Here is a 14,848-nt window from a genome sequence, read left to right as displayed (position 1 = left end):
CGTGACGAACGGCCCGTGGTCGGGAGCCGCGACGACGATCATCGAGGGGTCGCCGTTCCCGTGGCTGCCCGTGGTGGACTCGGACGAGTGGCAGGCGGCAGCGGTCACCCTCTTCCGGCAGCTCGGTGAGGTCGCCACGAACCGTGCGCCGGAACCCGAGCGCACCGCTGCGGAGCTCCGCGCGGCGGTCCGCCAGGTGGGTCCAGGCGCCCGCCTCGTCGCGTCCCTCGCCCTCGAGGACCACTGGCCGCAACAGATCCTCGTCGAGGCCGGCGCCCCGGACCCGGACGCCGAGACCTCGGTGCTGGTGGGTGCGGCGACGCCCGACCCGTTCGGACCGGTCGACGTGTCGGAGGAGGACGGCACCGTCGTGGCGGTCCGCCGGGACCTGCTCGACGACGCGTCCGCGATCGTCAGCGTCAGCGCGGTCCGTCGCAGCCCGGGACTCGACGTCCGGGTCACGTGGCGGTCGACGGCGCTGGCGCTCATCGATCCGATGCGCTCGGAACTCGTCGACCTCGCGTCCAGCGTGCACCTGGAGGAACAGCCGTGACCCGACTGGCAGCGCCCTTCCTGATGGCGGTCCCTCCGGGATGGACCCGCTTCCCCGCTCGTCCCGAGGACCGGGACCACCTCGACACGGTCATCGAGGCCGTCGTTCGTGACGCGGTCCCGGACGACCTGCCGCGGGACCGCGCCGCACCGTTCCGTGACCGTGCTCGGCAGCAGCTCCGCTCCACCGTGTCGCAGGCCGGCGAGAACGGAGCCATCGCCGTGTACTTGCCGACCCGGTCGGTCGACGGCTTCATGCCGCCGGTGAGCCTCATCGAGAGCGAGGTCGACGACGAGTCCGAGGACACCCCGGAGGTCGTCGTGGGCCGACTGCTCGCCGACGCGGGGCAGCTCGGCCGGGGCGTGTCAGACGACCCCGCGAGCCAGGGAGTGCGCGAGGTCGACGGCGCACTCGCAGCGCGGATCGAGGAGACGCACCGGCGCGTCCGGGTGCTCGAAGGGCTCCCCGACCTGGACGACCGTCAGGTCACCTACACGATCGACGCTCCGCACCGTCCCGGGGTCTGGGTCGTCCTGAGCTACTCCGTCGTGTCCGACCCCGAGGCGGACCAGCGGGTCGTCGACGCCCTGGTGCAGCTCTTCGACACGTTGGTCGGGACGCTGCGCTGGGTGGACGTCCCCGGGCGCGAGCCGGGTGCCCTGGACCGGCGCCTGGAGGAGATCGCCGAGGCCCGCTCGTGACCTGGTCGTTCCTGACGCCGGAGTCGCACCTGCTGCTGACCATGTCGGTCGTCGTGCTCCTGGGAGCGCTCGCCGTCGTGGTGCCCTCGATCGTCGCGCTCCGCCGCCGCACCTCGACCGACGCGCTGGTCTGGGCCGACCAGGTCCGCCGGGACCCGACCGCGGCCTGGGCCGTCGACCGGGTGCTCCGGGGGATCGAGGCCTCGTGTGCCGGGGCGGGCGTGCTGTTCCCCGGCGCGGTGCGGATCACGGTCGGCCACACCGTGCGGATCGACGTCGCGTCGCCGACGATCGCGCCGCCGGCGCCGTGGACGGCCACGCCGGACGGTCGGACGTGGTCGGCGCCGATGTGGGCGCTGCAGGCGGTCCCGCTCGTCGGCGGGGCCCCGGTCGAGTTCGCGACGGCCGTACCGGTCGGCACCCGCGAGGACGAGACGGTCGTGGTCGACCTGCGTCGGGTGCGCGGGATCGTGGCCCTGCGCGGGGAGGGCGCCGCCCGTGCGGCGCTGCTCGTCCGCGTCGTCGAACAGTTCACGGCCGCCCCGTGGGCGGCCGGCACCACCGTGCTCGAGGTGGGGTCGCCGGTCGGGGTGGGCACGGCCGTGACGGTGCACGAGGCGATCGCGGCGGTCACGGCGGACGCGACCCCGGGCCTCCTGGTCGTGTCCCGGGTGCCGGCCGGCGCGGACGGACGTGAGCTCGCCCGTCTGCTCGAGCGGCCGGGCGGCCGCTGGGCGTGCATCGCGGCCGCCCCGGACCCGCTCGCACGCTGGACGATCGCGGTGCGGCGGGACGGCACCCACGTGTCCGACGAGCTCGGCACGCTGCAGTGGGCGGCCCTCGGTCGCTCGGTCCCGGTGGACCCGGCTGCGGCGGTCGACGGTCAGGTCCCGGCCGACGCGCGGGAACAGGCCTGATGCGCGTCGTCGTCACGGTCGTCGACGACGCGACCGGTGAGCACTCCGACGTCCTCGTCGACGCCGCCGGACAGACTCCGATGCGGACCGTCGTCGACGCCCTGGTCCGACGGACCGGCGGACGGCCCGTCCCGGACGGCGCCCCCGACGGCGACGTGCCGTTCGCCCGCAGCGGCCTCGTCGACGGCGCAGTCCTGCACGTCGGCGGTGCCGAGCGACCGCAGCCCGAGCACGGCACCGTGCACCTGCTCGTCGTGGGCGGGATCGACGCGGGTCGCGCCCGACGGCTGTCGCCGGGTACGGTCCGCATCGCCCTCGCCGAGGACGGTGCGGCCGCGGTCGGTGCGGCCGCCGACGGTCCCGGTCTGGAGGCCCGCACCGCGTTCGACGGGTCGGTGACGGTCCGGCTCACCCCGCCCGAGGACGACGGCGAGCGTCCCGCGGACCGTCCCGCGCCCACCCTCGAGGGCGAGCCGATCACGGCTCAGTGGTCGGACTGGCCGGCACGCGCCCTCGTGCGCCTCGGCGACACGGTGCTGAGCGTCGCGCCGGTCGAGGTCGTCGACCGCATGCTGCTCCGTCCGCCTGACTCCGGGCAGCTCGACTTCAACCGGCCGCCGCGGCTGCTCCCGCCGTTCCTGCAGACGGACTTCCGGATCCCGAAGCCGCCGGTGCCACCGCAGCGGTCCGCGATCCCGTGGATCATGGTGTTCGTCCCGGCGATGTTCGGCATCGTGATGGCGACCGTGTTCCGCTCGCCGTTCTACCTGCTCTTCGCGGCGATGACGCCGATGATGGTGATCGGGCAGACGATCAGTGCGCGGCGCACGGGGAAGAAGAGCCACCGGAAGCAGCTCGCCGAGCACCGCGAACGGGTCGCCGCGCTCGAGGCGGCGATCGACCAGGCGGTGCTCGACCAGCGCGACCAGCGGCGGACGTCCGCGCTCGACGCCGCCTCGCTGCGGGTGGTCGCGACCACCCCCGGACGGCGGCTCTGGGAGCGCCGACCGTCCGACGGTGACCACCTGCACGTGCGGATCGGTACGGGCGACCTGCCGTCGACCGTCACCGTGGTCGACGACCGCGACCTCGACGGACTCGCCCACGCGCCCCGCGTCACCCGCGGCGTGCCCGTGACGGTCCCGCTCGCCGAGGTCGGGGTGCTCGGCATCGCCGGCGCCGGTGACACCCCGCGCGACCTCGGACGGTGGGTGCTCGGCCAGCTCGCCGTCACGCAGAGCCCGCGCGAGGTGCAGTTCGTCGTGCTCACGGCGCAGCAGCACGTCCCGGCGTGGGCCTGGACGCTGTGGTTGCCGCACCTGCGTCCGACGGGCGGGCAGGAGGCCCTGGCGCTCATCGGCGCCGACGGCGAGACGATCGGCCGGCGCCTGGCCGAGCTCACCCAGGTGCTCGCCGAGCGCCGGGCGGAGCGGCAGAAGAACGGGACGCACCGGAGCCGGTTCTCGCCCGAGATCGTCGTGGTGCTCGACGGCGCCAGACGGCTCCGCGCGATGCCCGGTGTCGTCGGGCTGCTGCGGGACGGGCCCGCGTGCGGCATCCGGCTCGTGTGCATCGACGAGGAGGAGTGGCAGCTCCCCGAGGAGTGCGTCGCCACCGTCACGCACCGCAGCCCCACCGAACTCGTGCTCCGCCGGCAGCTGTCCGCGCCCGTCGAGCTCGTGCTCGCGGACCGCGTCGCGGACGACTGGTACGACGACGTCGCCCGCGGGACGTCGCCGTTGCGCGACACGAGCGGGTCCGACGGGGACGGCCTGGTGCCGGACGCCGCCCGACTGCTCGACGTCGTCGATCTGCCGCAGCCAGACGGCCGGACCGTCGCCGAACGCTGGGCGGCGTCGGGCACGAGCACGGCAGCGGTCGTCGGCGTCGGGATCGACGGCGCCTTCGAGCTCGACCTGGTCAAGGACGGTCCGCACGGCCTGGTCGCCGGCACCACCGGGTCCGGCAAGTCCGAGTTCCTGCAGACCCTCGTCGCGTCGCTCGCGCTGCGGAACCGACCGGACCGGATGACGTTCGTGCTCGTCGACTACAAGGGCGGCGCGGCCTTCAGCGTGGCGTCGGACCTGCCGCACACCGTCGGGCTCGTCACCGACCTCGACCAGCACCTGGTCGAGCGGGCGCTCCGGTCGCTGCGCGCCGAGCTCACCCGGCGGGAGCACATCCTCGCTGCCTCGGGTGCGAAGGACATCGAGGACCACGAGGCGCACCTCGCCCGCGGCGGTGCCGGCGAGGCGATGCCACGGCTCGTGCTCGTCATCGACGAGTTCGCGGCGATGGTCACCGAGCTGCCCGACTTCGTCACCGGGCTCATCGGCATCGCGCAGCGCGGTCGCTCGCTCGGGGTGCACCTGATCCTGGCCACCCAGCGCCCCGGCGGTGTCGTCGGGCCGGACATCCGGGCGAACACGAACCTGCGCGTCGCCCTGCGGATGACCGACTCCGGCGAGAGCACCGACGTCATCGACGTGGCCGACGCCGCGCGGATCCCGAAGAGCGTGCCGGGGCGCGCGTACGCGCGCCTCGGTCACTCGTCGGTCGTGCCCTTCCAGTCGGCGCGGGTCGGCGGTCGGTGGGCCGGCGAGGAGGACCCGGCCACGGGCCTCCCGTTCGTCCGGGTGCTCGAGTGGCGCGACTTCGCCACCGCACCGCCCGCGCGACCGTCGCGCAGCGACCAGGCGACCGCCGCCACGGACCTCTCGGTCCTGGTGCAGGCGATGGGGGACGCCCGCGACCGGCTCGGCATCGGACGGGTGCACAGCCCGTGGCTGCCGCCGCTGCCGGAGCTGCTGCCGCTCGCCGGGGTGGCGTCCGCCGCCGTCGGGTCGCGTCGGCCGACGTCGTCGACCGACGACGCGCTCCGCTTCGCCGTCGGGCTCGAGGACCTGCCGGACACCCAGGAGCAGCGCGCAGCCGAGGTCGACCTCGCCCGCTTCACGCACCAGTTCGTCGTCGGCGCGCCGGGGTCGGGTCGGTCGACGGCGCTCCGAACCCTGGCCGCGTCCGCGGCGCGGTCCCTGTCGTCCGCCGACCTGCACGTGTACGCGATCGACTGCGGCAACGGTGCCCTCGCGTCGCTCCAGCAGCTGCCGCACTGTGGTGCCGTGGTGCAGCGGACGCAGGTCGAACGCGCCACGCGCCTGGTCGACCGGTTGACACGGGAGACCGCCCGGCGGCACGACCTGATCGCCGCGGCGTCCGCGGCGGACGTCACCGAGCAGCGCCTGCTCGCGGCGCCCGGTGAGCGGTTGCCGCACGTGCTCGTGCTCATCGACCGCTGGGAGAACTTCACGACGTCGCTCGGCGAGGTCGACGGCGGGGCGCTGACCGACGCCGTGCAGTCGCTGCTCCGCGACGGAGCGGCAGCCGGGATCCACGTCGTGGTGTCCGGCGACCGGTCGTTGCTGTCGTCGCGCATGTCGACGCTCACCGACGACAAGGTCGTGCTGCGGCTGACCGATCGGCTGGACTACTCGCTCGGCGGCATCAACCACCGGAAGCTGCCCGCGTCCATCCCGCCGGGGCGGGGGTTCCGCGCCGACTCGGGCACCGAGGTCCACTTCGCGACGCTCGGCACCGACGTGTCCGGGCAGGGGCAGACCACCGCGGTGCGTGACCTCGCCGCGGAGCTCCGAGCGGCCTCGCCGGTCCCGCCGTCGCCGCGCCCGTTCCGGGTGGACGCGATGCCGAAGGACCTCGACCTCGACACCGCACTCGCGCTCGAGTCCGCTCCCGAACCGCTCCCGATGGTCGCGGTCACGGGTGTCGGTGGGGACGACATGGAGCTGCAGACCGTCGACCTGCGCACGGGGGGCGGAACCTTCGTGGTCGCCGGACCGTCGCGGTCCGGTCGGTCCACCATGCTCGCGGCCATGGCGCGGTCGCTGCTGGCCGGCGGCACGTCGCTCGTCGTGCTCGCGCCGCGGCCGGGGCCCGTGCGGGACCTCGAGGGGTTGCCCGGCGTGCGTTCGGTGTTCAGTGGGGACGACGTCACGCAGGAGCAGCTCGAACCCGTGCTCGCACCCGACGGCACTCCCCTCGTGCTCGTCGTGGACGACGGCGAGCTGCTCATCGACTGCTCGGCGGCCCGCTGGCTTCGCGACTGGGGTCGCGCCGCGGTGGACAACGGGCAGGGGATGCTGCTCGGAGGGAACACCACGGGGCTCGCGGCCGGGTTCGGCGGGTGGCAGGTCGACGCGAAGAAGAACCGGCGCGGGGCTCTGCTGTCGCCGCAGGACACCCTGGCCGGGGACCTGATCGGGGTGCGCATCGCGCGGTCGTCGATCTCCACACGGATCGAGCCCGGGTCGGCGCTCGTGCACCTGGGGACCGGGCTGGCGTCGACGCTGCAGGTGCCGATGGTCCCGCGCGGGACGCTGGCGGGGACCGGGACTGGGGCCGGGGCCGGGGCGCTGGTCGGCTGAGGCTGGTGCTGGCGGCCTGTTGGTCGTTCGGCTGGTCGGCCGGTCCGATGGGAGCCCGGTCCGCTGAGGCTGGTGCTGGCCGGTTACTGCTCGCGGCGGTCCGCCGATGCTGGGAGCGACCCGAGAACGCTCCCCACAGGGCACCCGTTTGTCAAGTCGTTTTACACAGTGGAAACGCCGCCCGGCGCAACCTTCAAGGTGCAGTTGAAGCCTGGTTCTCCACACATGGTGTGGAACGGAAAACCCCAGTTCAAGTCGTCGAACACGTGTTCTACCGTGCAGTTGTCCACATACCCGTCCACAGTTGTGCACATGAGGAGCCGGCGTGTTCCGCATGCTCTCCACAGAGTTATCCACAGGGCCGTTTGCTGGGGATAACTCTGTCCCCGTAGCTTGGCCCAGCGACTCGGCGGAGGCAGGGGATGTCGGTCGTCCGGGGTAGGAAAGCCGGTGTGGGCCGAGGCCTGCACCGTCACGACAAGAGGGAGTCCGTGTGTCGATCGCGCATCTCGATCCGTCCCCGCAGGACCTGTCCGACCGGGGCTCGGAACGGACGCCGCCGCACGACCTGCTCGCCGAGCAGTCGACCATCGGCGGCATGCTGCTGTCGAAGGACGCCGTCGCCGACGTCATCGAGACCGCCCGAGGCGTGGACTTCTACATCCCCAAGCACGAGGTCATCTTCGACGCGATCCTGTCGCTCTACTCGCACGGCGAGCCGACCGACGTGATCGCCGTCACCGATGAGCTGACGAAGACCGGTCTGCTCTCGCGAGCCGGCGGCGCCGAGTACCTGCACAGCGTCACGAGCATGGTGCCGACCGCGGCGAACGCCGGGTACTACGCCGCGATCGTCGCCGAGAAGGCGGTGCTCCGCCGTCTGGTCGACGCCGGGACCCGCATCGTGCAGATGGGCTACGCGTCCGAGGGTGAGGTCACCGACCTCGTCAACAGCGCGCAGGCCGAGGTCTACAACGTCGCCGGTGGCGTGCAGACCGAGGACTACGTGCCCCTGACCGACGCCATCGGCGCCGCGATCGACGAGATCGAGGCCGCGAAGGGCCGCGACGGGCAGATGACCGGCGTGCCGACCGGGTTCAGCGGGCTCGACGCCCTAACGAACGGCTTCCACCCCGGGCAGCTCATCATCGTCGCCGCGCGCCCCGCACTCGGCAAGTCGACCCTGGCGCTCGACCTGTGTCGCGCCGCAGCGCTCAAGCACGACCAGACCGCCGCGTTCTTCTCGCTCGAGATGGGTCGTGCCGAGATCGCGATGCGCCTGCTGTCCGCCGAGTCGAGCGTGCCGCTGCAGAACATGCGCAAGGGCACCGTCGACTCCCGCGACTGGACCACCATCGCGCAGACCCGCGGCCGCATCAACGACGCCCCGTTCTTCATCGACGACTCCCCCAACATGACGCTCGTCGAGATCCGCGCGAAGTGCCGCCGGCTCAAGCAGCAGCACAACCTCAAGCTCGTGGTCATCGACTACCTGCAGCTGATGACCTCGGGCAAGAAGGTCGAGAGCCGTCAGCAGGAGGTCTCCGAGTTCTCGCGTGCACTGAAGCTCATGGCGAAGGAGCTCGGCGTGCCGGTCATCGCGCTGTCGCAGCTGAACCGTGGTCCGGAGCAGCGTGCCGACAAGAAGCCGATGATCTCGGACCTGCGTGAGTCGGGGTCCATCGAGCAGGACGCCGACATGGTGATCCTGCTGCACCGTGAGTCGGCGTACGAGAAGGACAACCCGCGTCAGGGTGAGGCGGACCTGATCGTTGCGAAGCACCGCAACGGCCCGACGGACACCATCACGGTGGCGTTCCACGGGATGTTCTCGCGGTTCGTCGACATGCCGCAGTAGGGCACGCGTGTTGTGGCTGCCGGTACTACGTGTCAAACGCGCAGCCTAAATTGTCCAGGGCCTCGCTTTTGACAAGTATTGCTGCTTGGTCAGTGCCGTTGAGGGGCCGGAGGACAAGTTCCGCTGCGTACGCGCAGGTGCCGCCCAGGTTTGACAGGCTGTGTCGAAGTTCTGTTCGATCCGCCCCCCAGCCGCGGAGGATATCGCCGAGGCCGGGCCTTCTCCGGCAACAACGCCGTCTCCTGTCGGGACGGGCGCTCAGGCCTCTCCTCCCTGCGGCCGTCGAAAATCGCAAAGCGCTCGGAATAATCCGTGACCGGATGTATGCTGCACTCATGGCCAACCTTTCCCCGCGCGCATCACTCCTCGAGACGGTCAGGCTGTCTCGAGGTCTGACGCAGGCCGCTCTCGCGGAGGTATCCGGGGTGTCGCAGGGCACCCTGTCGAAAGTTGAATCCGGTCTGCTCGACCTCGACCCTGAGCGCTGGGCCGCCGTCGCAGACGCACTCGGTGTACCTGTGGAGGCTTTTTTCGAGGCACGGGCAGCAATCGTTCCGGCTCGGGTGTTCCACCGGAAGAAAAAGTCGACCCCGAAGGGCGCACTCACCAAGATCGGCGCAGACGCGGCCCTGATGCAGCAACGCGCGGACGCGATCCTTGGCCACGCTCGCTCCGAGCTGCGTCGGCACGACCTCGAAGATGGGTTCGTTACGCCGCAAGAAGTTGCCCAGGACGTGCGCTCCGAACTGCGGCTCGGCCAGGACCCGATCTCTGACCTGATCGGAACAGTCGAAGCTGCGGGTGTCACCGTCTTGCGGTGGCCCCTCGAGTCCGTGCAGGTCGACGCAATCGCGACGTGGCCGGCCGAAGGCCGGCCAGTCGTCCTCGTCGGCGAACACGTTCCCGCAGAGCGTCAGCGTTTCACGATCGCGCACGAGCTCGGGCACGCCGTGATGCACAACGACGCGGGCGGTGACGAGCAGGAACGCCAAGCGGACGCCTTCGCTGGGGAGTTCCTCCTCCCAGGTCGAAAACTGCGGGTCGAGTGGCCATCAGACCCGAACCTGGAGGCGCTGTTGCCTCTCAAGCGGCGCTGGAAGATCTCACTCGCTGCCCTGATCCGTCGCGCCCACGACGAAGCCCTCATCGACGACCGGACCTACCGCGAGTGGAGCATTCGGCTCAGCACCTCTGGGATGCACCGGCGCGAACCAGACCCGATCCCCACCGAACAACCTCGGGCACTCACGAAATCCATCGCCGCCGCCCTCGACGGTGGAACAACGATCGATCAGCTTGCTCGCAAAGCGCACATGCTTCCACAAGAGTTCTCATCAACGTTCATGGAGGAACACGCATGACGACCCTGTTCTCAGTCATCAACAACACCGCACTGTCGGCGTTCGCTCCCGCGACCCCCACGCCGCGTCCGATCGAACAGGACGCCCGTGAGATGCTCACCGGCCGGCAGTTCCACGTCTGCGGCGACAACGTCCTTCACGCGATGGACTCTGTCTCCCGCTACACAGGCGGTGTCTTCGCAGCCGGCGCTCACGCCATGTCGCGGGTGCAGCGTCTGCAATCGCAGTACCCGACCGTGCCGATGATCGCGGAACCCGCCGCCGTCCGGAACTACTGGGCGACTGAAGACGCCCCGTTCCAGCTGGACCGGGACGAGAACGAACTGATCCCTCCCAGCCTCGACTGGCACCTCAGCATGCAACGCATGGCCGGAAGCGCGTTGGCGATGACCCCGACCGGACAGATCAAGGCGGGAGACTCCCGCACCCTCAAGAACGCCCTCCGCGAGGTGAACGCCATCGAGCGCGACGACGTCCTGTTCACCCTGCCGCTGAGCGCAGGATGGCTGAGCAACCCCGACTACGCCCGACAGGTCGTGAAGGTCATCGACCGCAGCCGCCACCCGGTCGCGTTGACCTTCACCGACAAGAAGAACCCGCTCGAGAGCCGCAAGCGCATGCGCGCATACCGACGACTCATCTCCGAGACGACCGGCACCGTCCTCGCGTACCGGGTCGACATGTTCGGATTCGATGCCGTCGCCCACGGCGCGATCGCCTCAGCGATCGGCGCGTACCCCTCGGTGCGACGGCTCAACCCGGTCGGCACCCGCGGAAGCGCCATCGACCCCGAAGACATGGCCCCACACATGCTCGTTGGCGACATGCTCCGGTTCGTCCGCACCAAGCAGATGCGGCGGGTCTGGTTCGCGGAAGCAGAACCGTTCGTGTGCTTCTGCGCCGTCTGTGACGGACAGCCCATCGATCGCCTCTTCGGAACGGACGAAGACCGGAACACCGGGCACCTCCACAACCTGGTGGAGATCGGGCGGCTGCACGACGCGACCACAGGTCTCGCACCCAGCGCTCGGCTCGCCGCCTGGGACGATCAGGTGAAGGGAGCGCTGGACACCTACCCGCAGCTCGAGACCCACATCCGCCGGCCACTGCCGATTCCGGACGACCTCGAAGTGTGGGCAGAGCCGGTCAGATAAGGTGACCGCCCGGGAGAAGGCGCAGGAACTGCTCGTATACGAGCTCGGAGAATCGCCATCTCGCCGCGGTCCATCGGCGAGGCCTAAAGGGCGCCGGTTCAAGGACTCGATCGTCCTGCAGGCCGCAGACGATGCCGATGCCGTAATGCGAGGCTTCGGTCATCAGCATCGACCAGTCGGCAGTACCTTGCTCTGCAACCCGAACGACGCGTGGGCCGTATCCGACCCACTCGTGGGCGACAGCACATCCGCGCGTCCAACTGTCCGCCTCCGCTGTGATCTCGAGCACGTCGACCACCGGCTGGAGAACACGGCGCCCCCAAACCTCGCCCGCGGGATCCGCGACAACAGCAGCAACAGTGTGACCTTCATGACCGGTCAGGGGTGCGGTGAAACGCGGCGGAACCGGAGCCAGATCATCGTCTGGAAGCGTCATCGCAGCCGCCAGCAGATACTCGTCCGGCACCGCAGACACAGCGCTACGGACACGACGGCGATGTTCGTCTAAATCAACCCCGTACACGACGGTCAGCGCAGCGCCGTCGAAGACGCCTGAGTGACAGAACACCCGCTGGTGATCAGGCACCGAGTCGCGGAACGACAGAGGAATCGGGTGCAGCTCCGCAGTCACCTGGCATCACCGAGGACGGTTCCAGGATCCAGGGCGGCGACGGTCCGGCATGCGTCATGTTCGCGTTGTCGCCGATCTTGCAGCATCCCAGTTCCTCCCGCTCTCCATGACCCTATGCGGCCGGTCCGACTTCGGCGCCGAACGCGATGGCTGCACAATCGTAATCCGCACGACGACCAGCCCCGTGACCGCTGAGTCGCCTGGACACGACCGCTGTCGGGCCTCCCTCAAACCTGTGTGCGGCGCCTCCGAGGATGCGGCATCGTAGCTGGGCTCTTTTAGAAGCCGGAGCAGGATGCGGGCTTGGGTCGGATCCGCGAGAGCACGGCCAAGCCGGTTCAAAAGTCAGCACGTGCTGACTACACAGCGAGAGATGCCCCCATGCCGACAGGGTAGATCGCAGCGCGCGAAGATGCTGAGACCACCACGAGGCAGCACGCGGCCGGAAGGGGATGAGTCAACGAGATGGCGCGTGAACTGGCTCATCGGTGCTGCGTCGCGCTCGTCGACGACCGGCTCCGCCGCACCCACCACTACAACGCCGTCGGTTTGCTCCTGGTCGCGGATAACAACGCTCTCGTCCGGTGCTCCCTCGCCGGCCGTGAGGCACCGCTCGGGGTTTCTGCTGCCCGTCCCGACGCCCGCACGGCGCTGCAGTCAGGACAGGGCCTTGATTGATGGAAGTGCGGGCGCGAAAGAGCCGGGCTGTCAGTCTCGTGACAGCCCGGCCTGAGCGCCGCTGACCGTGCTCGCGTTCCGCGGCAGCAATGATGCCCCTCGGTCTATCCGCGCTCGCTTACAGACGCGATACGGCTGCTGCGAGAGTGCCGGCCGCACCCCAATCGATGGCAGCATCGTCGGCCGCCGCATGGAAGCTGACCCGGCTGCGGGCGGCGATCTCGGTGTCAGTCAAAAGCCCGTTGCCGAGCCCCGCGACCAGCGCACCGGCAGCGTCGTTCACCTGTCGATAGGCAGCCAGGTCCTGCTCGATGATGCGGTCGGCGAGCCCTTCCGCGGTGGTGTGGGCGGCCGAGCGGACTCTCTGCGGTGCATCCTCGGCGTGCGCCAATGCCAACTGCTGCAGTGCTGCCAGCAGCGCCGCGGCTTCGGCGTGCGCAAGGCCAGAAAGCGAGGAGACCCGCGTGTAACGGTTCGCGGCCATCTCAACCAGGCCCTCGCTTGCGAGGCGTGCGATCGCCTCACGCACCGGTGTTCGAGAAACACCGAGCCACGCAGTGAGCTCGTCGTCATTGAGTCGCTCGCCGGGCTCCAGCGTTCCCTTGAGGATCGCGGTGCGGAGTTGCTGGTACACGACGTCGCGCAACAGCTGCCGCGGTTGCGCAGCGACTTTCGGCTTCGGCACAGGCATGCAAACACCGTATACTAGGTACGGATGTTGTGTCTACCATTCGTCTATCGCATGAACGCGCATTCCGGGCTACCTGAGCTGCGGCTGCCTCCAGACTGTGGGTAGACAGCAGCGTCGAGGCGGCGTTGTCGTGTACAACAGCGTTTGTGGTGCCGGTGTCGCACCCGACCGGCAGTGACCGCTCCCGGTTGCGCCGGGACAGCCGGCACCATGCCTGCTCCGAACGTGCATTGGGTGCACGCTTGTAGCTCTAGGTGGAGAGCGGACGGTCTGCATTCGGGTTGCAGCCCGTCCTTTCGCTGCTGAGTCGGAATGCAGCAGGCAGGTTCTACTGTCCGGACCGTGGCAGCGGGACGCAACGGCGCGCCCCGCTGTCACAGCCACCGCGGGCGCACGCGCTGATGCAGCACGGGGTCGGTCTGCGCTCGGGGTCAACGACGCCTAGTCGTGGGAGCGCGCAGCGTTTCGGACGGGAGTTCACCGAACGCGTCCGCGTAGTACTTCGAGAACCGACCGAGATGTTGGAAGCCCCAGGCCTGCGCGATGGCAGCGACGGTGGAGTCGGACGGGGTGCTGCGGACGAGGTCTGCTCGACTGCGGTGCAACCGCACCTGTCGCAGAAACTCCATCGGTGTCGCGTTGGTGTGGCGTTGGAACGCGGCTTGCAGGCTGCGGGCAGCGATACCGGTTGCGCGGCTGACATCGATCGAGGTGATCGGCTCTCGTGCGTGGGCGATCATCCACTCCTGCGCGAACCGGAGCGAGCGTGGGCCAGCGTTCACCGCCACCTCGGACGCCGGCACGATACGGAACGCCTCGATGGTGGCGTCGGCGACCAGCATGTTCAATCGCCGGCGCTCGTCGGCGCTCACCCCGGTCTGCAGTAGCTCCGGTGCAGCCGAGGCGATGACTGCCCGGAGTTGCGCGACCGCCTCATTGGTCGTCGTGCTGCGGAACTGTAGCGCCGCCGGGATGGTGCCGTGTGTTGCCGCGGCGACTGACTCGAGAAACGTGGTGTCGAAGCGGATGAAGTGCTGTGTCGATGGCAGTGCCGCAACGGAGAAGTCGCGTGCCGGGTATAGCACGGGCACGTGCGGCGCCATCTCGATAGCGTCCCGGGAGTCCGGGTCGAGGGTGATCCCTGGAGACGTTGCCCATGCCAGGACGTAGTGCTGGCCCTGCCCGATTGTTCCCCACCGTGTCGCGGCTACTGCTGAGGTGCCAACGAGCAGGTCGTTATCCCCGACAAGCCGGTACCGCCAGGAGAACCCGTCGCGGGTGGCACGGCCGACGTGCAGATCCTGGCTGGAGTGGACCTGCTCGTAGAAGGCGATCGCTTCATCAACATTGGTGCCATGATGATCGCGCCGTACTGGGATGGACTCGTCCATAGACATACGATTCCGATGGTCACATGCGCCACCGACATCAGGCGCAGTGGGAGCGGACTCAGCCTGCCGAGCATTGGCTGGTCAGATGAAGAGCGTGGTGTACGGCGAGACCAAGATCACGACCGGCGACGCGATCGCTGAAGCGGTGCTGGCTTACGCGGCAGCACTCGGCGAGAACGGATCAACGGACATCGTCGAAGTCCCCACCTTCGACGAGGCAGGCTACGCAACGACGACGGAGCTGCTGCTTGGGCCGGCATCGCAGGTGTTGATCGAGGTCGCTCCTGACGACGAGCTCGAGCCGGAAGACGACGACCTCGTCAACGAGCTCACCCGGCGCACCGGCGCCGTCGGTGGTGGCCGCTTCCTCGATGCAGCATCCGCGCACTCGCAGGAACCCGCGGCCAAGCGGCTCCGGACGGATCCGCCTACCTCTTAAGGCGCAGTCCCATGAAACGGCGGAAGGCGCCG

11 protein-coding genes are annotated in these 14,848 nt (G+C 69.8%); 8 read left to right on the top strand and 3 right to left on the bottom strand.

The annotated features are described in order from the left end of the window. Nucleotide 1: 1 nt before the first annotated feature. The 7 genes from LCG91_RS16260 (at nt 2) to LCG91_RS16230 (ending at nt 10,986) form a co-directional block, all read left to right on the top strand. On the top strand, nt 2-553 hold the full coding sequence (locus LCG91_RS16260) for a hypothetical protein (protein WP_224442043.1): 552 nt from the start codon (nt 2-4) through the stop codon (nt 551-553). Next, nucleotides 550-1,254 carry a hypothetical protein gene (locus tag LCG91_RS16255; protein ID WP_058728356.1) on the top strand — a complete coding sequence of 235 codons (705 nt, stop codon included), beginning with the start codon at nt 550-552 and terminating at the stop codon, nt 1,252-1,254. Before LCG91_RS16260 ends, LCG91_RS16255 begins: the two co-directional genes overlap by 4 nt. After that, on the top strand, nt 1,251-2,171 hold the full coding sequence (locus tag LCG91_RS16250; protein WP_224442042.1) for a hypothetical protein: 921 nt from the start codon (nt 1,251-1,253) through the stop codon (nt 2,169-2,171). Before LCG91_RS16255 ends, LCG91_RS16250 begins: the two co-directional genes overlap by 4 nt. After that, a complete protein-coding gene (locus LCG91_RS16245; protein WP_224442041.1) occupies nt 2,171-6,613 on the top strand; it encodes an FtsK/SpoIIIE domain-containing protein in 4,443 nt (1,480 codons plus the stop codon). The genes LCG91_RS16250 and LCG91_RS16245 overlap by 1 nt, the downstream gene beginning before the upstream one ends. A gap of 493 nt (nt 6,614-7,106) precedes the next feature. Continuing rightward, entirely contained in the window at nt 7,107-8,471 is a 1,365-nt protein-coding gene (gene dnaB / locus LCG91_RS16240) for a replicative DNA helicase (RefSeq protein ID WP_058728756.1), read from the top strand. Between the two features lie 335 nt (nt 8,472-8,806). Beyond that, the gene (locus tag LCG91_RS16235; RefSeq protein WP_224442040.1) at nt 8,807-9,832 is read left to right on the top strand and encodes a helix-turn-helix domain-containing protein; all 1,026 of its coding nucleotides are present in this window, start codon (nt 8,807-8,809) and stop codon (nt 9,830-9,832) included. After that, nucleotides 9,829-10,986: a hypothetical protein gene (locus LCG91_RS16230; protein WP_224442039.1), complete on the top strand. Its 1,158-nt coding sequence runs from the start codon at nt 9,829-9,831 to the stop codon at nt 10,984-10,986. Before LCG91_RS16235 ends, LCG91_RS16230 begins: the two co-directional genes overlap by 4 nt. Here the strand turns inward: LCG91_RS16230 and LCG91_RS16225 are convergent. From LCG91_RS16225 to LCG91_RS16215, 3 genes are all read right to left on the bottom strand, one after another. After that, nucleotides 10,979-11,617, bottom strand: a complete 639-nt coding sequence (locus tag LCG91_RS16225; protein WP_224442038.1) for a hypothetical protein — start codon at nt 11,615-11,617, stop codon at nt 10,979-10,981. The genes LCG91_RS16230 and LCG91_RS16225 overlap by 8 nt on opposite strands. 796 nt (nt 11,618-12,413) lie before the next feature. Continuing rightward, nucleotides 12,414-12,986, bottom strand: a complete 573-nt coding sequence (locus LCG91_RS16220; protein ID WP_224442037.1) for a GntR family transcriptional regulator — start codon at nt 12,984-12,986, stop codon at nt 12,414-12,416. A 431-nt stretch (nt 12,987-13,417) separates the two neighbouring features. Next, nucleotides 13,418-14,377, bottom strand: a complete 960-nt coding sequence (locus LCG91_RS16215; protein ID WP_224442036.1) for an AraC family transcriptional regulator — start codon at nt 14,375-14,377, stop codon at nt 13,418-13,420. 85 nt (nt 14,378-14,462) lie between these two features. Between LCG91_RS16215 and LCG91_RS16210 the strand changes: the two genes are divergently transcribed. Then, nucleotides 14,463-14,816, top strand: coding sequence for a hypothetical protein (locus LCG91_RS16210; protein WP_224442035.1), 354 nt, complete (start codon nt 14,463-14,465; stop codon nt 14,814-14,816). Nucleotides 14,817-14,848: the final 32 nt, after the last annotated feature.

This window comes from Curtobacterium sp. TXMA1 (assembly GCF_020162095.1).
Classification (GTDB): domain Bacteria; phylum Actinomycetota; class Actinomycetes; order Actinomycetales; family Microbacteriaceae; genus Curtobacterium.
This window is presented reverse-complemented; position numbering and strand designations above follow the sequence as displayed.